Source organism: Bradyrhizobium sp. USDA 327, assembly GCF_041262065.1.
Taxonomy (GTDB): Bacteria; Pseudomonadota; Alphaproteobacteria; order Rhizobiales; family Xanthobacteraceae; genus Bradyrhizobium; species Bradyrhizobium liaoningense.
On record NZ_JBGCCW010000001.1, the window covers coordinates 4215649 to 4238877 of the forward strand.

Consider the following 23229-nt stretch of genomic DNA (forward strand, 5'->3'; position numbering starts at 1 on the left):
AAATGCGAAGCATTGGAGCCGCTTAGGCGTCGCTGCCTGCCGATTGATCAGCCCCCTCTTGCTCAAAGGCGGAGCAGATGAATGAGCGGATGCGAATCTTTTCAGCGCTGGACAGATGCGGCTTGCTGATGTGATGCAGCTGCGATTAAGTTGCAGCCCATGGCAAAGACGTCATCGAAGAAGAACGCGAACTCGCCCCACGCTGGCGCAGGCGACGACGAATCCGCGCGTGGGCGCCTGCTCAGTGCCGCGACGCACCTGTTCTGCAAGAACGGCATCAATGCCACCGGCATCGATGCGATCATCGAGGAAGCCGGCACCGCGAAGACCACACTCTACAAATTGTTCGGCTCTAAGACCAATCTCGTCAACGCCGTGCTGGAAAGCGAAGGCAAGCAGTGGCGCGAATGGTTCATCGGCGCCATGGAGCAAGGCGGCGGCGATGCGCAGGCGAAGCTCACGCGCATCTTTCCCGCGCTGAAGAGCTGGTTCGCGGAGGAGCGCTTCTACGGCTGCCCCTTCATCAATGCGGTCGGCGAGCACGACAAGGACGCCAAGCAGTTTCGCAACATCGCGCTGAAGCACAAGAAGATCGTGCTCGGCCATATCGAGAAGCTCGCCGGCGAGCTCGGCTCGACCGAGCCTGCGGTGCTGGCCCATCAGCTCGGCCTGATCATCGACGGCGCGATCGTCGCGGCGATGATCTCGCGCGACCCGGGCGTGGCCGATACGGCGGCACTCACGGCAGGCCCCCTGCTCGGCCAGTCCAAGGCGAAGAAGAAGCGGGCGGCGGAGCAGCTCGAGGCGGTGTGAATCCGCAGGGACGGTTAGGGAAACGCAACCGATCCCGCCCCTTCAGCGGTCACGCGGGTATTCGAATGAGGGTGTCCGCGTCCAGTGGGTCAGCCAGGCTTACCGGCTCTCCGACCTGCGCACTCGTCGTGGCCACAGAGGCGGCCTTCTTCCATTGAGACAAGGGGTGCCCGCAACTTGCATATTGCGAGTGTTCCGGCGCGCTGCTCAGAAGACGACTTGCCGTGTCGGCTCCTTTGGGCGACACTGGCCGTATTTCAGAGAACGTATTTTTCGAGAGGGCGCATGCCCGAGATACTGGAAGTGATGCTGTGGTGTGCCGCGCTTGCGACGTGGCTGATGCTTCTCTTCGCGTTCCTGGGCGATGCCTTGAAGCCGCTCACAAGGAGCATCCGTCGAGCGATCGAGGACGCATTCAAGCCCCACGTGAAGTGATGCCGTCTACGTTGCCCGGTCCAAGCTGAAACGGCCCGGCCCGGTGACGAAGATCAACATCGCGCCTCCCATGATCGAGATGTTCTTCAGGAAATGGTTGTATTGACCAATCTGCTGCGCGCCGGCGGGATATTCCCAATAGCGGTGTGCGATCACTGTCGCCGTCAGCACGAACACGAACATCAGAACTGCGCAGTAGCGCGTGCCGAGACCGAATATCAGGCCGAGGGATATGAGGACCTCGACTGCTATGTTCATGATGGTGAACAGCTCAGGTGCCGGAAGGTTCAGCGACCTGAAATAGCCCACCGAGCCGCCGAAATTGGATAGCGCTCCGTACGCGCTTCCGACGAATACCCACGCAAGCAGAATGCGGCCGATCAAGATCAGCACGCCCGCTTTCCTTGTGGCGAACTCGTCGAGCGCCCGCGACTCCAAATGGGATATCACTGAAAGAATCCCCTGCTGTCCACGACCGGCTGAACACGTCCACGGCGAGAGCCAGCCTTATCATGATTGGCGGATCGCACGAAGCGCTCAGACCGCGCGCAGGCCGAGCTGCCGCTCACGAGTGTCAGCGGAGTTGACGCATATTCGTGGGACGTAGTGGAGTACGACGCGCCTTGAGCCTGCTGCTACGGAGCGCTCGATCCGTCGGCCATCATCCCCGCAAGCCGCACGAGCTCCGCCTCGAGATCGCGCTCCACATCAGCTGCGCGGACGTCGAGCACCCGATAGTCCCGCGCCTCCAGCCAGGTCCGCCGGCCCGCGCGGTCGGCCGCTATCGCCTCGCCCTCGCCCGGGTTCACCAGCTCGATCGCGATCCGGTGCGGGAACGAGACGAAGTCCGGGATGTGGCGGCCGACCGGGGTCTGGCGCTTGAACTGGCCGGCGAAGCGGCGGTCGCGCGTCAGCGCCTGCCACAGCAGACGCTCGGCGTCGGTCGGGTTGCGGCGGAGCAGGCGGGCGAGGCCGCGGACGGTGGAGCCGCTGTCGGAGACGCCGCCGCCCTGCCCGTGCTCGGCGAGCAGCGCGCGCAGGCGCGTCGCCTGCTCGCCGTCGAGCACGCCGCCCTTGGCCGGGCCCTTGCGCCCCTCGGCGATCGCCATCACCACACCGTGGAGGGTGTGCATGTCCTGCTTGGTCGGCTCCATGCGGGTGAAGATGTTGCGCAGGTTCACCAGCATGGTGTCGCGCTTCTCGGCCGGGCGCAGGAATTCGACCTTGTCGAGCTCGCGCACGAGATTGTCGAAGAAGGCCTGCATCTGGTGCTGCGAAGCGCGCTCGGAGCGCTCCGGCATGGCGTGGGGCAGCGCGCCCGAGGTCGCGCGCTTGAACCATTCGTAGCCGACCAGCAGCACGGCCTGGGCGAGGTTGAGCGAGGCAAAGCCCGGATTGACCGGGAAGGTGATGATGCGGTTGGAAAGCCCGACCTCCTCGTTGGTCAGCCCCCAGCGCTCGCGGCCGAACAGGATGCCGCACCTGCCGCCGGTCGCGACGTGCCCGGCGATCTCGCTGGCTGCGGCTTCCGGCCCGACCACGGGCTTGGCCTGGTCGTGGGGGCGCGCCGTGGTGGCGAACAAGAGGTCGAGGTCTGCGACCGCCTGCTCCACCGTGTCGAACAATTCGACCTTTTCCAGAATGTGGTCGGCGCCGGCCGCGGCGCGCTGGGCGGCGATGTTGGGCCAGCCGTCCCTGGGGTTGACGATGCGCAGCCGGCCGAGAGCAAAGTTGCCCATGGCGCGCGCGGCCATGCCGATGTTCTCGCCGAGCTGCGGCTCGACCAGGATCACGATGGGACCGTCGAGGGATAGACCCGCCTTGCTCTTGTCAGTCCCCGACATCTCGGTTCGCTTTCACGCTGTCTTTCAAGGCCTTGCGGAGGCCACTTCAGGAGTTGATTCAAGCCGGCCCGCCGGGCGGGCCGCACCGCCGCCTGTCGTTTGCCTGTCCTGACGAAATTCTCAAGGGAAATAACGGGTTGGATTCGACTTTTGATTCTCTTCCGAATCCTCAGGTCCGGCCCTGGGGCAGGGCCGCTTCCCGCTCCCCATCTGCGGAAGCTGGATGAGCTAAAAGTGCATAATCCCTTGGCTTTCGCCAGCCGCGCGGCGATGCTAAGAGGCGGCGGATATTCCCGTGGCGCGCCAAAAGCGCCGTTCCCAAGAGGCTTCCCCGATCATGGCAAAAATCAAGGTATCCAATCCCGTCGTCGAGCTCGATGGCGACGAGATGACCCGGATCATCTGGCAGTACATCAAGGACAAGCTGATCACCCCGTTCCTGGATGTCGAGCTGCTCTATTTCGACCTGGGGATGGAATACCGCGACCACACCAACGATCAGGTCACCATCGACGCCGCCGAGGCGATCAAGAAGGTCGGCGTCGGCGTCAAGTGCGCCACCATCACCCCGGATGAAGCCCGGGTGAAGGAGTTCAACCTCAAGCAGATGTGGAAGTCGCCGAACGGCACCATCCGCAACATCCTTGGCGGCGTGATCTTCCGCGAGCCGATCATCTGCAAGAACGTGCCGCGCCTGGTTCCCGGCTGGACCAAGCCGATCATCATCGGCCGCCATGCCTATGGCGACCAGTACCGTGCCACCGACATCAAGTTCCCGGGCAAGGGCACCCTCTCGATGAAGTTCGTCGGCGAGGACGGCACCGTGATCGAGAAGGAAGTGTTCAAGGCGCCCGGCGCCGGCGTCGCCATGGAGATGTACAATCTCGACGACTCCATCGTCGACTTCGCCCGCGCCTCGTTCAATTACGGCCTGCTCCGTAATTACCCGGTGTACCTGTCGACCAAGAACACGATCCTCAAGGTCTATGACGGCCGCTTCAAGGACATCTTCCAGGACATCTTCGACCGCGAGTTCAAGAAGGAGTTCGACGCCAAGGGCCTGACCTACGAGCACCGCCTGATCGACGACATGGTCGCCTCGGCGCTGAAATGGTCCGGCGGCTATGTCTGGGCCTGCAAGAACTACGACGGCGACGTGCAGTCCGACACCGTCGCGCAGGGCTACGGCTCGCTCGGCCTGATGACCTCGGTGCTGCTCACGCCCGACGGCAAGACCGTGGAAGCCGAAGCCGCCCACGGCACGGTGACCCGGCACTACCGCGAGCACCAGAAGGGCAAGGAGACCTCGACCAACTCGATCGCCTCGATCTTCGCCTGGACACGCGGCCTCGCCCACCGTGCCAAGCTCGACAACAATGCCGAGCTGGCGAAGTTCGCCAACACGCTGGAGAAGGTCTGCGTCGACACCGTCGAGGCCGGCTACATGACCAAGGACCTCGCGCTCCTGGTCGGCGCCGACCAGCGCTGGCTCTCGACCACCGGCTTCCTCGACAAGGTCGCGGAAAACCTCACGAAGGCGCTGGCGTCCTAGCCGCCATCCGCAATTTCGCCCGACTGGACCAGACATCATCAAGGGCCGCGCCAAAGCGTGGCCCTTTTTATTTTTGTGGCCCTCGCGCGGAGATGCGACCATGCGGATCAAGCCTGCCGTCCCCAGCCTGCTGTTGCTCGCCGCCATGGCCGGGCAAGCCAGAGCCGCCGATCCTCTCCCCGACGCCATCGCGGCGCCGGGCGAGACCGTCGTGCTCAGCGTCCACGCCGAGGGCGCGCAGGTCTATGAGTGCAAGGCCGGCGCTGACGGCAAGCTCGCCTGGGCCTTCCGCGAGCCGATCGCGACGCTGCTGTCCGAGGGCAAGACGATCGGGCGGCACTATGCCGGCCCGACCTGGGAGCATGCCGACGGCAGCGCCGTCGTCGGCAAGGCCATCGGCAACGCACCAGGCGCCACCGCCGCCGACATCCCCTGGCTGAAGCTGGAGGTCGCCTCCCGCCGCGGCAGCGGCGTGCTCACGCCCGTGACCACCGTCCAGCGCATCAACACCCACGGCGGCAAGCTCGACGGTGCATGCGAGAAGGCCGGCGAGTTCAAAAGCGCGCCGTACGCGGCCGACTATGTTTTCCTGAAGAAAGGCTGACCGCTCAGCGGTCGGCGTCGTTCTTCTCCGCCTGCGCGAGCTCGGCGAGCGCGAGATCGCCGGTGTCGGCGAGCCTTGCCTTGGCGGTGGTATGGACGTGGTCGGCGAGCGTCGGCATGCGCTCGATCAGCGCGTGAAAATCCTGGGCGTCGAGCACGAGCAGCCGGGTCTTGCGGGTCGCCGTCACCGTGCCGCTGCGTTTTGTCTTGTGCAGCAGCGCGATCTCGCCGAAGAAGGTGCCGTCGGCGAGCCGCACATGCTGGCTCGGCAGCGCGATCTCGACCTCGCCGGCGGTGATGAAATACATCGACGAGGCGACATCGCCCCGCCGCACCAGGATCTCGCCCTGCTCGACGGTGCGCGCGCGGAGCAGCCGCATGATGTCGGCGATCTCCGCGGCCGACAGATGCGAGAACAGCGGCACCCGCGCAAGCATGCCCCAGGTGACGACGAAATCGCGCCGCTTCACCTCTTCGGCGAATGCGGTCGAGATGATCGCGACCGGCAGCGCGATCATGGCAAAGCCGGCGACGATGGCGAAGGTGGAGACGAACTTGCCGAGCGGCGTCACCGGCACGACGTCGCCATAGCCAACCGTGCCGAGCGTGACGATCGCCCACCACATCGCCTGTGGAATGGTGCCGAGCTTGTCGGGCTGCACGTCGCGCTCGATGGCGTAGAGCAGCGAGGCAAAGGTCAGCACCGCGCCGATCAGGATGACGATGCAGCCAATCAGCGCCCGCCGCTCGGCATGCACGGCGGCGAGCAGCGAGCGCATCGCCGGCGAATAGCGGATCAGCTTGAAGAACGGCAGCACGCCGAGCGCGGCCAGCGTCGCATGCCCGCCGGTGGCGAGCACGATTGCCGCGGGCAGGAACGCCATCAGATCGATGATGCCGAGCGCGGAAAAGGCGTAGCTGAGCCGGTCGGCCAGCGCGGAGCCCTTGCGCTGGGTGTGCCCCGCCACCGTCCACAGCCGCGCCGCGTATTCCAGCGCGAACACGATCACGGACAGGACGGTGATGCCCGCGAACAGCGTGCCGAACTGCGCATCGAGCTCCGGCAGCGAGGCGAGGATCATCGCGGCCACATTGAGCACGATGACCCCGATGATCAGCTGGATGAAGCGCGACCCGACCGAATAGGCCAGCGGATCGTGCTCCAGCAAATCGTAGAGGCGATCCCGAAATTCGGGATCGCGAAGCCCACGTCCTCGCGGAACGGGGGCCATGGCGACTTAAGCGCCCGCCATCGCTTTTTCGATCGCGGTGAGCGCGGCCGCCGCCTTGGCGCCATCGGGACCGCCGGCCTGGGCCATGTCGGGCCGGCCGCCGCCGCCCTTGCCGCCGAGCGTTTCGGAGGCGATGCGCACGAGGTTCACGGCGTTGAAGCGCGCGGTGAGGTCCTGCGTGACGCCGACCACCACACCGGCCTTGCCGTCCTCGGTGACGCCGACGATGGCGACGACGCCCGAGCCGATCTGCTTCTTGCCGTCGTCGGCGAGGCTCTTGAGATCCTTCATCTCGATGCCCTCCACGGCACGTGCCATCAGCTTGACGTCACCGACCTCGCGCACGCCGGCCGCGGCGCCGTTGCTGGCTGCGGCGCCGCCGCCCATCGCGAGCTTCTTGCGGGCGTCGGACAGCTCGCGCTCGAGCTTCTTGCGCTCCTCCATCAGCGCGGCGATGCGGGCCGGCACTTCTTCGATCGAGGTACGCAGCTCGTTCGCCGCGGTCTTCGCCAGCGCCATGGTGTCGTTGGCGTGCCTGCGCGCGTAATTGCCGGTCAGCGCCTCGATGCGGCGCACGCCCGAGGCGACCGCGCTCTCGCCCGTCAGCGTGATCAGGCCGATATCGCCGGTGCGCTTGACGTGGGTGCCGCCGCAGAGCTCGACCGACCAGCCGAGCGCGTTGGCGCCGCGCTCGCGCGCGGTCCTGCCCATCGAGACGACGCGGACCTCGTCGCCGTATTTCTCGCCGAACAGCGCGCGTGCACCGGCCTCACGGGCCTCATCGACGCCCATGATCCGCGTGGTGACCTCGTCGTTCTCCAGCACAACGTCGTTGGCGATGTCCTCGACGCGGGCGAGCTCCTCCGCCGTGATCGGCTTCGGATGCACGAAGTCGAAGCGCAGGCGGTCGGGCGCGACCATCGAGCCGCGCTGGGCAATGTGATCGCCGAGCACCTGGCGCAGCGCCTCGTGGATGAGATGCGTGGCCGAGTGATGGGCGCGGATCGAGGAGCGCCTGCTATGATCGACCTCGAGCTGCAGCGCGGTGCCGAGCCTGATTTCGCCGCTCTCGACCGTGCCGACATGGACGAAGAGATCGCCGAGCTTCTTCTGCGTGTCGGTGACGCGGAACTTGATGCCGCCCTCACCCGTCAGCACGCCGGTGTCGCCGACCTGGCCGCCGGACTCGGCGTAGAACGGCGTCTGGTTGAGCACGATCGCGCCCGTCTCGCCGGCCTTGAGGCTGGCGACTTCGTGGCCGTCCTTCACCAGCGCGGACACCACGCCTTCGGCGCTCTCGGTCTCGTAGCCCAGGAATTCGGTCGCACCCAGCTTCTCGCGCAGCGGGAACCAGATCGCCTCGGAAGCCGCCTCGCCCGAGCCCTTCCAGGACTCGCGCGCCTTCACTTTCTGCCGCTCCATCGCATCCGTGAACGCCGCCTGGTCGACGCCGATGCCGCGCGACTTCAGCGCGTCCTGCGTCAGGTCCAGCGGGAAGCCGTAGGTGTCGTAGAGCGTGAAGGCGACGTCGCCGTCGAACATGTCGCCCTTCTTCAGGCCCGCGCTCTTCTCGTCGAGAATGGCGAGGCCGCGCGACAGCGTCTTGCGGAAGCGGGTCTCTTCCAGCCGCAGCGTTTCCTCGATCAGCTTTTCGGCGCGCATCAGCTCGGGGTAGGCCTGGCCCATCTCGCGGACCAGCGCCCAGACCAGCCGATGCATCAGCGGCTCCTTGGCGCCCAGCAGCTGCGCATGGCGCATGGCGCGGCGCATGATCCGGCGCAGCACGTAGCCGCGGCCCTCGTTCGAGGGCAGCACGCCGTCGGAGACGAGGAAAGCCGAGGAGCGCAGATGGTCGGCGATGACGCGGAACGAGGCCACGGTCTGCTCGCTCGGCCCGGTGCCGAGCGCGGACGCCGTCGCATCGATCAGGTTGCGGAACAGGTCGGTCTCGAACACGCTCTCGACGCCCTGGAGGATGCAGGCCATGCGCTCCAGGCCCATGCCGGTGTCGATCGAGGGACGCGGCAGCGGCTGGCGCTCCTCCTTCGTCACCTGCTCGAACTGCATGAACACGAGATTCCAGAATTCGAGGAAGCGATCGCCGTCCTCCTCCGGCGAGCCCGGAGGCCCGCCCCAGATGTGCTCGCCGCGGTCGATGAAGATCTCCGAGCACGGGCCGCACGGGCCGGTGTCGCCCATCGCCCAGAAATTGTCCGAGGTCGGGATGCGGATGATGCGGTCGTCGGAGAAGCCGGCGATCTTCTTCCACAGGCCCGCCGCCTCGTCGTCGGTGTGATAGACCGTGACCAGCAGCTTGTCCTTCTTCAGCCCGAACTCGGCGGTGATCAGCTTCCAGGCGAGCTCGATCGCGCGTTCCTTGAAATAGTCGCCGAACGAGAAGTTGCCGAGCATCTCGAAGAAGGTGAGATGGCGCGCGGTGTAGCCGACATTGTCGAGGTCGTTGTGCTTGCCGCCGGCGCGTACGCATTTCTGCGAGGTGGTGGCGCGCTGATAGGGCCGCTTCTCCACGCCGGTGAAGACGTTCTTGAACTGCACCATGCCGGCATTGGTGAACATCAACGTGGGGTCGTTGCGCGGCACCAATGGCGAGGACGGCACGATCTCGTGGCCGTTCTCGGCAAAGAAGTTCAGAAAGGTCGACCTGATCTCGTTGACGCCGCTCATGTTCATCCAATCGGGTGTGCTTGGACCCGCTTCCTGCCATCCAAACCGGAGGTTAGGGCTGATATCTGCGGGCCAAAGCGCTTTTAGACAAGGCCTGCTTCAGTGTCCAGAAACTGTGCAAGGAGATCAGAGGGTTGCCGCAGGCGCGCAATCCCGGTTGAAAAGGCGAAACCGCCGCGTTGACAGGCTTGGCCGCCCTGTGGTCTGTAACCATCTATATCGTACGGCCACGTCGGGAGAGACCGGCTTTACTGCCGGCGCCGAAGGAGCAACCGCCCCGGAAACTCTCAGGCAAAAGGACCGCGTGGCTTTGACAGCATCTGGAAAGAGGCGCCGACGGGCCTAAGAACCCGGGTGGCACCCGCCGACGGGATAATACTCTCAGGCACAGCGACAGATGGGGCTTCGACTGGTTGGCCCGGGGAATCGTCCCCGGGGAACCGCCGAGGACCCCTGTGATGCCAGTACCCGCCGACCAGAAATCTCTCCGACATACGCCCCTCCACGCCCTGCATGTGTCCCTTGGCGGCAAGATGGTGCCGTTCGCTGGCTATGATATGCCCGTGCAGTACCCCGCGGGGGTGCTGAAGGAGCACCTCCATACGCGAGCCGCGGCCGGCCTGTTCGACGTCTCCCATATGGGGCAGCTTGCGCTTCGCCCGAAGTCGGGCAAGGTCGAGGACGCCGCCCGCGCGCTGGAACGGCTGGTGCCGCAGGACATCGTGGCGATTGCACCGGGCCGGCAGCGCTACGCCCAGTTCACCAACGCGGAAGGCGGGATTCTCGACGATCTCATGGTCGCCAATTTCGGCGACCACCTGTTCCTGGTCGTCAACGCCGCCTGCAAGGAAGCGGACGAGGCGCATCTGCGCGCGCATCTCGCGGACGATTGCGTCATCGATTCTCTGGCCGACCGCGCGCTGATCGCGCTGCAGGGCCCGAAGGCGGAAGCGGCGCTGGCGAAATTGTGTGCAGAGGCGCCGTCCATGACATTCATGGATGCCGGCCCGCATGAGGTCGCCGGCATCAAGTGCTTCGTCTCGCGCTCCGGCTATACCGGCGAGGACGGGTTCGAGATCTCGGTCCCCGTGGCCGACGCGGAGCGTCTGACCAAGACACTGCTCGAAAACCCGGACGTGCTGCCGATCGGCCTGGGCGCCCGCGACAGCCTGCGGCTCGAAGCCGGGCTTTGCCTGTACGGCCACGACATCGACACCGCGACCACGCCGGTCGAGGCCGCGCTGGAATGGTCGGTGCAGAAGAGCCGCCGCAACGGCGGGATGCGCGCCGGCGGCTTTCCCGGCGCCGAGAGGATCCTTGCGCATTTCGATAACGGCGCATCCCGCCGCCGTGTCGGCCTGCGCGCCGAAGGCCGCGCGCCGGTTCGCGAGGGTGCGCTGCTGTTTGCGGATCAGGCCGGTGGCGAGCCGATCGGAAAGGTCACCTCGGGCGGTTTCGGCCCGAGCCTGAATGCGCCGGTCGCGATGGGCTACGTGCCCACGAACCTGAGCGCGCTCGGCACGAAACTCTTCGCCGAGGTGCGCGGCCAGCGCCTGCCGCTCGCAGTCGCCGCCATGCCCTTCGTGAAAAACACCTACAAACGCTGAGGACAAGACAATGACCACGACGCTGTACACCTCCGACCATGAATGGCTCGCGATCGACGGCGATACCGCCACGGTCGGCATCACCGACTACGCCCAGCAGCAGCTCGGCGACGTCGTGTTCGTCGAATTGCCCAAGGTCGGCCGGAGCTTGAAGAAGGCCGAAGCCGCCGCCGTCGTGGAATCGGTGAAGGCCGCCTCCGACGTCTACGCGCCTGTTACAGGCGAAGTGCTCGAGGCCAACGAGGCGCTTGCCGCCGAGCCGGCGCTGGTGAACTCGGATGCGCAGGGTGCGGCCTGGTTCTTCAAGATCAAGATTGCCGACAAGAGCGAACTCGGCGGCCTCATGGATGAAGCCGCCTACAAGGCCCATACGGCGTGAGATGAAGCGCGATCTTTCCACATCGCCATGGCCCGCGAAGGCGCAGGAGTATCGCAGATGAGGGCGTACGCGCGATGTCTCCACATCGTCATGGCCGGGCTTGTCCCGGCCATCCACGGCCTCCTCGCGGCACGAAGAACGTGGATGCCCGGGACAAGCCCGGGCATGACGAGTTTGTGGCACGGTGGTGCCGAAGGAACGTGATCCGCTTATGCGATTGCCCCTGAACTGAGGGGCGTGACGACGACAGATGACCTGAAGCGAGGACCCATGATGACCGCGCACCGCAAATCCAACGGCGAAACCGCCGCCTCTTTCGTCCGCCGCCACATCGGCCCCTCGGCGCGCGACGTCACCGCAATGTTGGAGACCGTGGGCGCCAAAAGCGTGGACGCGCTGATGGCGGAGACGCTGCCGGCTTCGATCCGGCAGACCGCCCCGCTCGATCTCGGCAAGCCGCTCAGCGAGACCGAGGCGATCGCGCATATGGGCGAGCTCGCGCGTCAGAACCAGGTCTTCACCTCGCTGATCGGTCAAGGCTATTCCGGCACGATCCTGCCCGCGGTGATCCAGCGCAACATTCTGGAGAATCCGGCCTGGTACACGGCCTATACGCCCTACCAGCCCGAGATCAGCCAGGGCCGGCTGGAGGCGCTGTTCAACTTCCAGACCATGATCTGCGACCTCACCGGGCTCGACGTCGCCAACGCCTCGCTGCTCGACGAAGCCACCGCGGCGGCCGAAGCGATGGCGCTCGCGGAGCGGCACTCGCAGGTGAAGGCGAAGGCTTTCTTCGTCGACAAGGACGTCCATCCGCAGACGCTGGCCGTGATGCGGACCCGCGCCGAGCCGCTGGGCTGGACCCTGATCGTCGGCGATCCCCTCACCGATCTCGCTGAGACTGACGTGCTTGGTGCGCTGCTGCAATATCCGGGAACGTCGGGCGCATTGCGCGACCTCAGGCCTGCGATTGCGGCGCTGAAGGCCAAGGGCGCGCTTGCGATCGTTGCCGCTGACCTGCTGGCGCTGACGCTGCTGGCCTCACCCGGCGAGTTGGGCGCCGACATCGCGATCGGCTCGGCGCAGCGCTTCGGCGTGCCGATGGGCTATGGCGGGCCGCACGCGGCCTATATGGCGGTGCGCGATGCGCTGAAGCGCTCGCTGCCCGGCCGCATCGTCGGCCTCTCCGTCGATTCCCGCGGCATGCCTGCCTACCGCCTCGCGCTGCAGACCCGCGAGCAGCACATCCGCCGCGAGAAGGCAACCTCCAACATCTGCACCGCGCAGGTGCTGCTCGCCGTGATCGCCTCGATGTATGCGGTCTATCACGGCCCCGAGGGGCTCTCGCAGATCGCGCGCAACGTCCACCGCCGCACCGCCGTGCTCGCGAGCGGCCTGCGCAAGCTCGGCTTTGCGCCGCAGTCCGAAAACTTCTTCGACACGCTCAGCGTCGATGCCGGCGCCAGGCGCGCCGAGATCGTCGCGCGCGCCGCGGCCGAAAGGATCAATCTCGGCATCGGTGATGCGGCTCTGCGCATCGCGCTCGACGAGACCACGACGCCTGCGACGGTGGAAGCGGTCTGGCGCGCCTTCGGCGGCACCTTCGCCTATGCCGAGATCGACGCCGGGACGCGCGAGGCGCTGCCGGAGACGCTGAAGCGCACCACCCCGTTCCTCACCCATCCGGTCTTCCACGCGCATCGCTCGGAGACCGAGATGCTGCGCTACATGCGCAAGCTCAGCGATCGCGACCTCGCGCTCGACCGCGCCATGATCCCGCTCGGCTCCTGCACCATGAAGCTGAACGCGACCACGGAGATGATGCCGCTGACCTGGCCGGAGTTCGCGACGCTGCACCCGTTCGTGCCGCGCGAGCAGGCCGCCGGCTATCACGCGCTGTTCGCGCGGCTGGAGAAGTGGCTGTGCGACATCACCGGCTATGACGCGATCTCGCTGCAGCCGAACTCGGGCGCGCAGGGCGAATATGCCGGGCTGCTCGCGATCCGCGGCTATCATCTCGCGCGCGGCGAAGCGCATCGCAAGATCTGCCTGATCCCCTCCTCCGCCCACGGCACCAACCCGGCCTCGGCCGCGATGGCCGGCATGGACGTGGTGGTGGTCGCCTGCGAGAAGAACGGCGACGTCGACGTCAACGACCTCCGCGCCAAGGCCGAGAAGCATTCGAACGACCTCGCCGCAGTCATGATCACCTATCCCTCGACCCACGGCGTGTTCGAGGAGCATATCCGCGAGATCTGCGACATCGTGCACGGCCATGGCGGCCAGGTGTATCTGGACGGCGCCAACCTCAACGCGCAGGTCGGCCTCAGCAGGCCCGGAGATTACGGTGCCGACGTCAGCCATCTCAACCTGCACAAGACCTTCTGCATCCCGCATGGCGGCGGCGGCCCCGGCATGGGCCCGATCGGCGTCAAGGCGCATCTCGCCCCGTTCCTGCCCGGTCACCCGGCAACACAAGGCGACGCTCCGGTCGGGCCGGTCTCGGCCGCGCCGTTCGGCTCAGCGTCGATCCTGACTATCTCCTACATCTACATCCTGATGATGGGCGGCGACGGCCTGAAGCGTGCCACCGAGATCGCGATCCTCAACGCCAACTACATCGCAGCGCGGCTCGATCCACACTTCCCGGTGCTCTACAAGAACGCCAGGGGACGCGTCGCACACGAGTGCATCGTCGACCCGCGTCCGCTGAAGACGACAAGCGGCGTCACCGTCGACGACATCGCGAAGCGCCTGATCGACTATGGCTTCCACGCTCCAACCATGAGCTTCCCGGTGCCGGGCACGCTGATGATCGAGCCGACCGAGTCGGAATCCAGGGCTGAGCTGGACCGATTCTGCGACGCCATGATCGCGATCCGAAAGGAGATCGCCGAGGTGGAGGCCGGCCGCTTCAAGATCGAGGCATCCCCGCTGCGTCACGCCCCGCACACCGTGCACGACATCGCCGACGACGATTGGAAGCGCGCCTACAGCCGCAGCGAAGGCTGCTTCCCCGCGGGCAGCTCGCGCACCGACAAGTACTGGAGCCCGGTGGGCCGTGTCGACAACGTCTATGGCGACCGCAACCTGGTGTGCTCGTGCCCGCCGGTGAGCGACTACGCGGAAGCGGCGGAATAAGGAATCGGTGGGTGGTGGGCAGGCGGCTGTGCGAAGCACGGTCCGCCGGCGCAACCCACCGCTTCAGCTTCCGCAGAGACGAACAGTGGTGGATTGCACCGGGCAATGGCTTCGCGCATCGCACGGCCAATCCGCTCTACGGCTTCGACCTAAAACGGAATGGCCTTAGGTTGAATCGATGACCGCGGCGGCCGTTCACCTCTCCCGCTTGCGGGAGAGGTCGGCGCATTGCGCCGGGTGAGGGCTTTTTCCTCTTGGGGAGTGTCCCATTGCAGAAACACCCTCTCCCCGGCCCTCTCCCGCAAGCGGGAGAGGGAGTGCACCTTTGAGGTAGCGGCGCGCGCCCCCCTCGCGCAAAACGAAACGGGCACCGATGACGTCGGCAACTCAACGTCCTCAGCGCCCGCTCCTCGCGAAAACTCTTCGCGTTAGTCTTACTCTTCCGCTGGCTCCTCGCCGTCGGCGTCGCGCTCCGGTGTGCCGGCGAGAATCTGCTCGGCGATCAGGCCGGAGTTCTGGCGGATCGAGGTCTCGATCTTGGCGGTGATGTCGGGATTGGCCTTCAGGAATGCCTTCGAGTTCTCGCGGCCCTGGCCGAGGCGCTGGCTGTCATAGGAGAACCAGGCGCCGGACTTTTCGACGATGCCGGCCTTGACGCCGAGATCGAGGATCTCGCCCATCTTGGAGACGCCCTCGCCGTACATGATGTCGAACTCGACCTGCTTGAAGGGCGGCGCCAGCTTGTTCTTCACCACCTTGACACGCGTGGTGTTGCCGACCACCTCGTCGCGCTCCTTGATCGCGCCGATGCGGCGGATGTCGAGGCGGACGGAGGCGTAGAATTTCAACGCATTGCCGCCGGTCGTCGTTTCCGGCGAGCCGTACATCACACCGATCTTCATGCGGATCTGGTTGATGAAGATCACCATGGTGTTGGACTTGTTGATGGAGGCCGTCAGCTTGCGCAGCGCCTGGCTCATCAGACGGGCCTGCAAGCCCGGCAGCGCATCGCCCATCTCGCCTTCGAGCTCGGCCTTCGGCACCAGCGCCGCAACCGAATCGATCACCAGCACATCGACAGCGCCCGAGCGCACCAGCGTGTCGCAGATCTCCAGCGCCTGCTCGCCGGTGTCGGGCTGCGAGATCAGGAGCTCGTCGATGTTGACGCCGAGCTTGCGGGCATAGACCGGGTCGAGCGCGTGCTCGGCGTCGATGAAGGCGCAGATGCCGCCCTTCTTCTGCGCTTCCGCCACCGTATGCAGCGCCAGCGTGGTCTTGCCCGAGGATTCCGGCCCGTAGATCTCGACGATACGCCCCTTGGGCAGGCCGCCGATGCCGAGCGCGATGTCGAGCCCGAGCGAGCCGGAGGACACCGCCTCGATGTCCATGGACCGGTCGTTCTTGCCGAGCTTCATCACCGAGCCCTTGCCGAACTGGCGCTCGATCTGGGAGAGCGCGGCGGCCAGAGCTTTACTCTTGTCCATGGAAGATCCTTCGACGATACGCAAGGCAGTTGCGGACATTGGGTCGTGCTCCTTATGGCGAGGATTCGCGTGAGGGACAAACGTTGCGAGGCAGCTCGGCGATAAAAGCAATGTACCCCATTTGTTCCCGGTTCGCAATATGTTCTTTTGCGGATGCGGGCGCTGGCCTGTTTCCGAGCGCGGTGGCCTAGTTTGATTTTGCTAGTGGCCTGATTTGCCGAAGTGGCAGCATATGTCAGCTATAAGTTATGTGATTAATTGTTAGGCAAGGAAGTAGAGGCCGCCTCAGTGGGCGGCCTCTTTCATTTCTCGGTTTGGCGTCCTCGCAAAGCCTGCTCTCGAATTGAACTGTCGATTTCTTGCATTTTTTCGACCGGGAATGGAATGGGTCCGTTAGCAGCTTCATAGTTCGCGATGATCGACGTCAGCGAATGCGCCAAAATCTTCGCTGCCCGATGAGGCATCACCACAACTAATTCCTCGCGAACAGCCGTCCCTGGCTTCGAAAGATCTAAATCGAACGCGACATTCAGCCTTGCTTCAACCTCGCCCCACCCGATGCCGAGAATATTGCAATAGACAACCTTCCAATCTGGGGCGCGCTCAATGTTCTTCTCAGAAACAAATGTGGCGGCGGCTTCATCAGTGGACGACATTTACAGCACCATCAGTATGGACCGGATTTGGCAGCACCATTATTGGCGTTCTCTCTCTGCGACCGAGAGAATTAATCCAGCCTGTTGCGATTGATCGAGCAGCCCCAGATCTCACGAGGACATTTATAGGCTTAAAGCCATGATCATCCTTAAACTCAGGGACTTGCATCGATGATGGAGAGACATCGCGCGAGCTCCTAATAAAGGTTGAGAACGGAACGAATCTAATCTGTAGAGCCACGTCAAAGACGGCTGCGACTTCAAGCAAGGTTTGGACTGTCACCTTGCCATAATCGGGGTCTTCTAGGCGGCTGACCACGCTTTGAGGTTTTCCAAGCTCGGCGGCAAACTTTCCTTGCTTCCATCCGCGCTGATCGCGAAGAGCGCGGATTTGATAAGCGATGCCTCGCCGAACATGCTCGGCCAGGTAAGCTTGTCGATAAGCCTTCTTTTGAAGGCGGTCCCAAAGTTTTTTGCTGATATCAAAAATCGAAAACATGGCTGCGGCCCTTATCTTTTTTCACTTGATCCATTCGATCTAAGGCGGTTTCGAGCGCATTCCTTGGGTCGTAATTGCTACCCTTCTTGCTTGCACCTATTAGCATCGTGAATTCAGAGGTATTCGGGCCAAAAAAACCGAGAATTCGATACTGCTTATCCACCTTGAAGCGGATTTCACCCACCTCGCGCATCTTCCCTGACAGCAAGTCAAACTCTGGTCTCCGCCAGTCATGTCTCGGCCGTTGGGCCAAGAATTCCAATGCGACATCTACTGCAGCTTGTACCTGCTCAGACTGGTCATCATACCAGTCTTTGAACATGTCACGGCCGCTAGCCGAAACATAACACCTGAAAGTCCAGACCGCCAGCATCAATTTCTCAAAATTGCGAAAAAGTAATTGACCGCGCTTTCGCAATTTTGCTAAAAGAGAATCACCAAAACGAAAGCCCCGATCAACCTACGGTAGGTCAATTCGGGGCTTCCGGGAAGGCCAGCCGGAGGTGTGGCAGAGCGGCTGATTGCGCTGGGTTTACACTCCAGTGGGCCCGCGAGCTTGGCGGTTCTGGGCCCCGTGGGTTCGAATCCCACCACCTCCGCAAACCAGTGGGACCGACCGCGTTGGCGCGCTGCCGATCCCTAGCTACCAACCCCGGGATTGCGCCCCGAAGCGATAACCAAATCAGAATATACGCCTTGGCGGGCGTCATTTCTAGAGTCGCTGACAGGCCAATTCTTCAAACCAGAGGATTGCGCCCTCATGAACGTCCTGTCCCGAGATAAACAAGTCGAAGTCATTGCTGCGCTCTGCGAAGGCGTCGGCATCCGCACCGCTTCCCGCCTTACCGGCGTCAACCGTGGCACCGTCGCCAGCCTGGCTCTGCGCGTCGGCATGGGCTGCATGGAGCTGCACGACCGCATCATGGTCGGCGTGCGCACCGAGCGTCTTGAGCTGGACGAGCTGTGGAGCTTCGTCGGCAAGAAGCAGAAGAACGTCAAGCGCCACGAGATCAACGCCAAGGGCGATCAGTACGTTTTCATCGGCATGGCCGGGACGCAGAAGGCGATCATTAGCTGGGGCGTCGGCAAGAGGAATACCGAAAGCACGATGGACTTCCTTCATGACCTCCGTAGCCGCGTCATCGGTCAGCCGGAGATCAGCACGGACGGCTTCCACCCTTACCGCATGGCAATCCGCGACGCCTTCGGGCCGGAAGCCTCGCACGGCGTGATCGTAAAGACCTACTCAGTAACGCACCTCGTAAAGGAAGCGCAGGGCCGCTACTCCCCGGCCGCCGTAGTAGCTGTAAGCCGTGACGTAGTGTCGGGCGATCCAGATCAGTACGTTTCGACCTCATATGTTGAGCGCCAGAACCTTACACTCCGCATGGCATCACGCCGGTTCACCCGGTTGACCAACGGCTTTAGCAAGAAACTGGACAACCACGTTGCAGCGGTCGCGCTGTACGTCGCGCACTACAATCTTTGCCGTGTGCACGAAGCGCTGCGCACGACGCCAGCGAAGGCGCTGGGCGTTTCGTCTAAGACTTGGACAATTGCGGAGCTTGTGAACGCCGCGCTCTCCGTGGCCCCCGCGCTGCCCACTGAGACCCCGCCAGATCGGCGCCGGAAGTTCACGGTAATTCAGGGTGGCCGCGCCTAGGCGCAGTCACTCTACTTGCGGGTTTGGAACTACAAGGAGTAGCATTGCAAAATATTTAGCGTTTTCGATAGGCCTGCCAAAAGAACAGCGCGAGAGCGATGATAGCTGAGATCGGGGCCAGGGCGATAACCACAATGGTGACTAACGTTGAACCTGTTCTAAAGTCCGTGTCGCTCGATCCTGCGCTACTTGATACCGCCAATACTTGGTTTGGCCGGTCTTGGTGGGGGCTAATGATCGCTGGCGGCATAACCGCTTTGGCCGCTTGCGCCACGGTAGTATTTCTCATTATCCAGTTTTGGTCATCAAACGTCAAAGAACGCTTTTCAGACGAGCGTGTTTCGGCAAACGAAGCCGAGACTGCTTCCGCCAAGGAAGGCACCGCAAGGGCAAACCAGCGCATTGAGGAGCTAAGAGCCGCAAACTTGGCGCTGGAGGCACAAATTGCGCCACGGAGGCTTACGAAGCATGAAGTGGCCGCATTGACGGCAGCGCTTTCTAGCTTCGCGGATTCTAGGGTGGCCGTGTCCTCATACCAATCAGACCCTGATGGAGCTATCCTAGCAGCACAACTGATTGAGGGGCTGACTGCCGCCAAGATCGTCGTTGGCAACGGAATAAGCTCAGTTGGACCAGGACCTAATCTGTACTTCGGCATCACAGTAAATGGCTCGGATGCCAAGCTTGTAAATGCAATCGTCTCCGCTTTGCCACCTGCTCTCGTAAAAAACTCTGGCGCGTTTGCTGTTCGATCCGGCGGAAGTATGTATTTAAGTTCCCCCATGACTACAGGAGTGCAGTACGCAGCCTCAATCATGGTTGGCGTAAAGCAAAGGCCGTAACCAAGGAAAACTGCGGCCCAAGCCGCGAGCGCTCTCTTCCTGTGTAGCCTTAACCTCTCACTCATTGTGAGTGGCCGGTTTTGAATTTGCGAGTGGCCTGATTCGGCCAGTACCCGGATGCGGGTACTGACCGTATTTGACCCCCGCGTCCCAAGTTGGATTTGGAGGGGCTCAATTCGTCTTGGGGGCGAGTGGTCAAACTTGCTCAGATTCGGTCTGCCACAGGTGTTAACAAGAAACCGTCACCGCGCGGCCCTGGGCATTGATCGGTGACGAGAACGCCATCGCGGCGATCCCGCCTCATGCCTCTGGACGGAAGCTAGCGCCATGCACCTGCGACGCCGCATCAAACAAACCACATCCCTTGAAGAACGCCTTGTCACCGAGGCCCTGCGCCTGCGCGAGCAAGCCAAACTGCTTCCACCAGGCATTGAGCGGGAGCGTGCAATCCGCAAAGCCCGGCTGGCTGAAACCGGCTCGCACATCAGTGAGTGGCTGCGGTCGCCCGGTCTAAAGGCACCGACGTAAAAGGTAAGGCCACCTCAGTGGGCGGCCTCTTTCATCGCAGGAGCTTCAAAATCTCCTCGTCACGCCCAAGGGCTTCCTTGAGCTTCGCCAGACCGGCGGCATCCACCTTGGCCGTTATCTCGAGACGGTTTCCTGCCTGAAGAACGCTGATCTTTTCGGAAAGCCGCTGCGCACTTTCCCCGATCATGCTTTAGGCGTAGGATTCAAGTGATTTGAATCATAGGAGGGTGCAGCTTGACCGCGGTCCTCGTTTTTAAAATCACCACCGTTGCCTTGGGCGTCCTTTCTACAGTCTTCGCATACACGCTCATTTTCAGCGTTTTTTGAAGAAAGGGACGCCGCCTCCGCCAGCGGCCTCTTTCAGAGATCTGTTTCATACTGCGCGCCGAAAATCGCAGGGCTGCAACATGCCGTGCGCGCGCGGACCGGCAACGGCGATTGGTGGATTCATTCGCTCCTGGTTCGGACGATTGGATGCAGGCCGAAAGGCTGCTCGTCAATTGCCGAGATTCATTTCGGCTGCCCAATTCGCCTTGTGCGCACAACTGAACAGACGCGGATCCGTTTATGGATCCTAATAGATTCATCACCGCGCGGATCCTTGGCACTATCGGTGACGAGGTCGCCGATCGCGCTCCCGCCTTCCTCGCATGGATATGAGAGCGCCATGTTCAATCGGCGACGTTTCAAGCAGCAGCTGACCCTTCAAGACCGGCTTTCCGCATGGGTGAAGCAGGTCCAGCAGCAGGCTTCCCGGCTTCCACCGGGTGCCGAGCGAGACGCCCTCCTCAAGAAGGCCCGCCAGGCCGACGTCGCCAATCATCTGCACGACTGGGTCAAATCGCCCGGGCTTCAACCACCGAAATAGCGGGCATACGCCGTGTTGCTCTTCGAGCGCGAAGGCTGCCGCGCATCAAGAACGCGGCCGCTGCGCCGTCATGTTTCCGCAATCCTGCGGCACCGAACCTTTTTGCGGTCTCCGGCCTTCTCTGGGGATGGGACCGCAACTCCGGGGACCTCAGTCATGACGGACAACGACACGCAGCACGGTGCGATCAGACGCAATCCGCTGCTGGAGGCAGCGCAGAAGGAGATGGTGAAGTTCGAGCGCAAGGAAAACGAGTTCCGCAAGAAGGACCGTGAAGAGCGCGCCGCCGCGCCTGCCCTTGAACGAGATCGGGCTTCAACCACCGAAATAGCGGGCATACGCCGTGTTGCTCTTCGAGCGCGAAGGCTGCCGCGCATCAAGAACGCGGCCGCTGCGCCGTCATGTTTCCGCAATCCTGCGGCACCGAACCTTTTTGCGGTCTCCGGCCTTCTCTGGGGATGGGACCGCAACTCCGGGGACCTCAGTCATGACGGACAACGACACGCAGCACGGTGCGATCAGACGCAATCCGCTGCTGGAGGCAGCGCAGAAGGAGATGGTGAAGTTCGAGCGCAAGGAAAACGAGTTCCGCAAGAAGGACCGTGAAGAGCGCGCCGCCGAGCTCCGCCTGCCCTTGAACGAGATCAAGATCCACTAGGCGCCTAAGGCCGGCTCCGGCGTGGGTCGAGGCCGTCCTCGATGCGGCAGCGGTCGCTGGTCCCTCGGCCCGGAGCCATCGCGATCTCGATCCGGCATCGCGCGCCGGGGCTGCATGGCCCCGCGAAGGCGCTGCGCGCAGCTTCAAGGTATCTAAATACTACTCATAACCTGTTGGCCGACCAATGAAATTTCAAAGCAGCCTACTGTGCATGGGGTTGTTTTCGACTTTTTGAATGTCGAGGCGTGCCCGGCACCATCCCCCGGATGGGCACTTGCCGCCGTCCCCGGCACCCAACCCCGTCTACAGCAGCGCCAGCAGCACCAGCCCAATCACCAGCACGACGAAGCCAGCCGCCGTCGCGGCGGCAAATGACCGCTCTACGTTATCCATGATGCCACCCCGTTGTCGGCGGGCCACGTTTCCCCCATGGCCACGCCGAACGGATAAAATCTTGCCGACGGGTGTGTCGGCAGTGGTGCGAACGGATGTCGAAATTGGGACGGGTGCGCGGTCAGTCTGCGGCCGTTCGAGCGCGACCTTCACGTGCCGAGCCTACGGGGCTTTTTCAAGCCTGCCGGCTGGCTCGCGGGTCCCTCTCCTCCCGGGTCAGGCGCAGCGAGAAGGCGCGGATCGCGGGTGCCGCCAGCAGCACGATGGGCAACATCGCAGCCCATGCGATCAGCCACGACACCATCCAGTGCCGAACGAAGATCATCGGGCTGCCTGCGGGCAAGCTGGCGATTCCCGCCGCGACCAGCGAGGTCAGTCCGGACTGGATGATGCCGAAGACGAAATGAGAATAGCGGCGGGGAATGCCGAGCATGGGGTATCCGTGGGTGCCTGCCTCCACAGGCAAGCAAGGCACATGCCGTCACCTGGTCGGGATCTGGAAGCCTCGGCAGGAACCAGCGTGCAGCCGCGCCTTGACCCCGTGCCCCAGGTGCAACCTGAACGGAGTTCAGGAACTCTGTTCATGGTCGGAGAACCACGGAGCGCGATCGCCCATTTGCGCGCCGCAGCCCGCCAACGGTCCCGTGTAGTCCGTAGCCGCCCGGGATTGATCTCACGATGGTTTGGGATTGGACTGCGCGCGCCCAGGGCCTTGGGGGGCGAGGCACCATGCGCGCGATCGGTGCCTGCCATGCCGCTCTATTTCTTTCGAATCCGCAACGGCCGTTATTCCGGCTGCGCCGACCAGGCGACGGAATTTGCCAATCGCGATGCGGCCTGGAAGGAGATGACCAGCGTCTGCGCCGACATGACCGCCGGCATTGCCCGCAAGCTCCAGGAAAATTCCGAATGGCAGATGGAGCTGCTGGACGAGGCCAAGGAGCCGGTGTTCCGGATCCGCATCGTTGCCGAAACCTTCGACTAGCAGTCTTTCGGATCAGTCCGCGCTGGGCAGCCGCCGCATGGTGAACTCGATGTCGCCGCCGGGCAGTTCGCGCCAGGTCTCGACCGCACTCATGTAGCCGGCCTTGGGGTAGCGGGCGAAGAAGGCCTGCGCCCTTTCCCGCGCCGCCGCGCGCGGCAGCGTGAAGGTCTCGCGCAGATAGCCGTCGCCGGCCGCCTGGCCCGGCTTGCCGGCCATCCTGCGCCGACGCGCCATCCGCTCGGCGAGATCCCGCGGACGATCGGCCATGTCCTGCCCTCCTCTGCGCGCTACGCTCTCAGCCAAATGTAGGGCGCGGGCCGGATCAAGAGGAGTCCTGTCCGAAAGGCATCGTGTCGCCCCCG

24 protein-coding genes, 1 tRNA gene and 1 riboswitch are annotated in these 23229 nt (G+C 63.6%); of the genes, 14 read left to right on the forward strand and 11 right to left on the reverse strand.

Annotation, left to right across the window (positions count from 1 at the left end):
- The first annotated feature begins 159 nt into the window (after positions 1-159).
- Together ABIA42_RS19790 and ABIA42_RS19795 are read left to right on the forward strand one after the other, a co-directional pair.
- Positions 160-813, forward strand: a complete 654-nt coding sequence (locus tag ABIA42_RS19790) for a TetR/AcrR family transcriptional regulator (protein WP_271533016.1) — start codon at positions 160-162, stop codon at positions 811-813.
- A 285-nt stretch (positions 814-1098) separates the two neighbouring features.
- Positions 1099-1248 (forward strand): hypothetical protein, encoded by a 150-nt coding sequence (locus ABIA42_RS19795; RefSeq protein WP_194393097.1) that lies wholly within the window; start codon positions 1099-1101, stop codon positions 1246-1248.
- Between the two features lie 6 nt (positions 1249-1254).
- Here the strand turns inward: ABIA42_RS19795 and ABIA42_RS19800 are convergent, their stop codons facing one another.
- Both ABIA42_RS19800 and ABIA42_RS19805 read right to left on the reverse strand, forming a co-directional pair.
- Complete coding sequence (locus ABIA42_RS19800; RefSeq protein ID WP_370157154.1) at positions 1255-1641, reverse strand: DoxX family protein; 387 nt, start codon at positions 1639-1641, stop codon at positions 1255-1257.
- 242 nt (positions 1642-1883) lie between these two features.
- Positions 1884-3092 carry a TrmJ/YjtD family RNA methyltransferase gene (locus ABIA42_RS19805; protein WP_271533021.1) on the reverse strand — a complete coding sequence of 403 codons (1209 nt, stop codon included), beginning with the start codon at positions 3090-3092 and terminating at the stop codon, positions 1884-1886.
- A 337-nt stretch (positions 3093-3429) separates the two neighbouring features.
- On the opposite strand from ABIA42_RS19805, the gene ABIA42_RS19810 reads away from it, so the two are divergent.
- Positions 3430-4644 carry an NADP-dependent isocitrate dehydrogenase gene (locus tag ABIA42_RS19810; protein ID WP_271533023.1) on the forward strand — a complete coding sequence of 405 codons (1215 nt, stop codon included), beginning with the start codon at positions 3430-3432 and terminating at the stop codon, positions 4642-4644.
- A 100-nt stretch (positions 4645-4744) separates the two neighbouring features.
- Entirely contained in the window at positions 4745-5248 is a 504-nt protein-coding gene (locus ABIA42_RS19815) for a DUF3455 domain-containing protein (protein WP_370122117.1), read from the forward strand.
- A 4-nt stretch (positions 5249-5252) separates the two neighbouring features.
- Here ABIA42_RS19815 and ABIA42_RS19820 read toward each other — a convergent pair whose 3' ends face one another.
- Both ABIA42_RS19820 and alaS read right to left on the reverse strand, forming a co-directional pair.
- The gene (locus ABIA42_RS19820) at positions 5253-6479 is read right to left on the reverse strand and encodes a cyclic nucleotide-gated ion channel (protein WP_370122114.1); all 1227 of its coding nucleotides are present in this window, start codon (positions 6477-6479) and stop codon (positions 5253-5255) included.
- A 6-nt stretch (positions 6480-6485) separates the two neighbouring features.
- A complete protein-coding gene (gene alaS, locus ABIA42_RS19825) occupies positions 6486-9164 on the reverse strand; it encodes an alanine--tRNA ligase (protein WP_370122111.1) in 2679 nt (892 codons plus the stop codon).
- Between the two features lie 223 nt (positions 9165-9387).
- Positions 9388-9476, forward strand: a riboswitch (glycine riboswitch).
- Between the two features lie 146 nt (positions 9477-9622).
- On the opposite strand from alaS, the gene gcvT reads away from it, so the two are divergent.
- The 3 genes from gcvT (at position 9623) to gcvP (ending at position 14291) form a co-directional block, all read left to right on the forward strand.
- Positions 9623-10771 (forward strand): glycine cleavage system aminomethyltransferase GcvT, encoded by a 1149-nt coding sequence (gcvT, locus tag ABIA42_RS19830; RefSeq protein WP_370122108.1) that lies wholly within the window; start codon positions 9623-9625, stop codon positions 10769-10771.
- Positions 10772-10781: 10 nt separating this feature from the next.
- Positions 10782-11150 (forward strand): glycine cleavage system protein GcvH, encoded by a 369-nt coding sequence (gcvH, locus tag ABIA42_RS19835; protein ID WP_370122105.1) that lies wholly within the window; start codon positions 10782-10784, stop codon positions 11148-11150.
- A gap of 273 nt (positions 11151-11423) precedes the next feature.
- The gene (gene gcvP, locus ABIA42_RS19840) at positions 11424-14291 is read left to right on the forward strand and encodes an aminomethyl-transferring glycine dehydrogenase (protein WP_370124035.1); all 2868 of its coding nucleotides are present in this window, start codon (positions 11424-11426) and stop codon (positions 14289-14291) included.
- Between the two features lie 434 nt (positions 14292-14725).
- Here gcvP and recA read toward each other — a convergent pair whose 3' ends face one another.
- From recA to ABIA42_RS19860, 4 genes are all read right to left on the reverse strand, one after another.
- A complete protein-coding gene (gene recA / locus ABIA42_RS19845) occupies positions 14726-15814 on the reverse strand; it encodes a recombinase RecA (protein WP_100176636.1) in 1089 nt (362 codons plus the stop codon).
- 263 nt (positions 15815-16077) lie between these two features.
- Positions 16078-16431 (reverse strand): hypothetical protein, encoded by a 354-nt coding sequence (locus tag ABIA42_RS19850; RefSeq protein WP_370122101.1) that lies wholly within the window; start codon positions 16429-16431, stop codon positions 16078-16080.
- Positions 16418-16930, reverse strand: coding sequence for a helix-turn-helix domain-containing protein (locus tag ABIA42_RS19855; protein ID WP_370122098.1), 513 nt, complete (start codon positions 16928-16930; stop codon positions 16418-16420). The genes ABIA42_RS19850 and ABIA42_RS19855 overlap by 14 nt, the downstream gene beginning before the upstream one ends.
- Entirely contained in the window at positions 16914-17303 is a 390-nt protein-coding gene (locus tag ABIA42_RS19860) for a type II toxin-antitoxin system RelE/ParE family toxin (RefSeq protein WP_370122095.1), read from the reverse strand. The genes ABIA42_RS19855 and ABIA42_RS19860 overlap by 17 nt, the downstream gene beginning before the upstream one ends.
- A 126-nt stretch (positions 17304-17429) precedes the next feature.
- Here ABIA42_RS19860 and ABIA42_RS19865 point away from each other — a divergent pair.
- The 4 genes from ABIA42_RS19865 to ABIA42_RS19880 all read left to right on the forward strand — a co-directional run bounded on the left by ABIA42_RS19865 (position 17430) and on the right by ABIA42_RS19880 (position 19963).
- Positions 17430-17529 (forward strand) — tRNA-Val (locus ABIA42_RS19865).
- A gap of 161 nt (positions 17530-17690) precedes the next feature.
- Complete coding sequence (locus tag ABIA42_RS19870) at positions 17691-18593, forward strand: transposase (RefSeq protein ID WP_370122092.1); 903 nt, start codon at positions 17691-17693, stop codon at positions 18591-18593.
- A gap of 134 nt (positions 18594-18727) precedes the next feature.
- Complete coding sequence (locus ABIA42_RS19875; RefSeq protein WP_370157155.1) at positions 18728-19435, forward strand: hypothetical protein; 708 nt, start codon at positions 18728-18730, stop codon at positions 19433-19435.
- Between the two features lie 327 nt (positions 19436-19762).
- Positions 19763-19963 carry a hypothetical protein gene (locus ABIA42_RS19880; protein WP_370122086.1) on the forward strand — a complete coding sequence of 67 codons (201 nt, stop codon included), beginning with the start codon at positions 19763-19765 and terminating at the stop codon, positions 19961-19963.
- A 31-nt stretch (positions 19964-19994) separates the two neighbouring features.
- On the opposite strand, the gene ABIA42_RS19885 is transcribed toward ABIA42_RS19880, so the two are convergent.
- A complete protein-coding gene (locus ABIA42_RS19885; RefSeq protein ID WP_370122083.1) occupies positions 19995-20150 on the reverse strand; it encodes a hypothetical protein in 156 nt (51 codons plus the stop codon).
- A 480-nt stretch (positions 20151-20630) separates the two neighbouring features.
- On the opposite strand from ABIA42_RS19885, the gene ABIA42_RS19890 reads away from it, so the two are divergent.
- A complete protein-coding gene (locus ABIA42_RS19890; RefSeq protein ID WP_271533039.1) occupies positions 20631-20831 on the forward strand; it encodes a hypothetical protein in 201 nt (66 codons plus the stop codon).
- Between the two features lie 487 nt (positions 20832-21318).
- Entirely contained in the window at positions 21319-21489 is a 171-nt protein-coding gene (locus ABIA42_RS19895; RefSeq protein WP_271533041.1) for a hypothetical protein, read from the forward strand.
- Between the two features lie 568 nt (positions 21490-22057).
- On the opposite strand, the gene ABIA42_RS19900 is transcribed toward ABIA42_RS19895, so the two are convergent.
- The gene (locus tag ABIA42_RS19900) at positions 22058-22315 is read right to left on the reverse strand and encodes a DUF2798 domain-containing protein (RefSeq protein WP_239625028.1); all 258 of its coding nucleotides are present in this window, start codon (positions 22313-22315) and stop codon (positions 22058-22060) included.
- 318 nt (positions 22316-22633) lie between these two features.
- Between ABIA42_RS19900 and ABIA42_RS19905 the strand changes: the two genes are divergently transcribed.
- Positions 22634-22867, forward strand: a complete 234-nt coding sequence (locus ABIA42_RS19905) for a hypothetical protein (RefSeq protein WP_035680900.1) — start codon at positions 22634-22636, stop codon at positions 22865-22867.
- A gap of 12 nt (positions 22868-22879) precedes the next feature.
- Here ABIA42_RS19905 and ABIA42_RS19910 read toward each other — a convergent pair whose 3' ends face one another.
- Positions 22880-23134 (reverse strand): hypothetical protein, encoded by a 255-nt coding sequence (locus tag ABIA42_RS19910; protein ID WP_271533045.1) that lies wholly within the window; start codon positions 23132-23134, stop codon positions 22880-22882.
- Between the last annotated feature and the right edge of the window lie 95 nt (positions 23135-23229).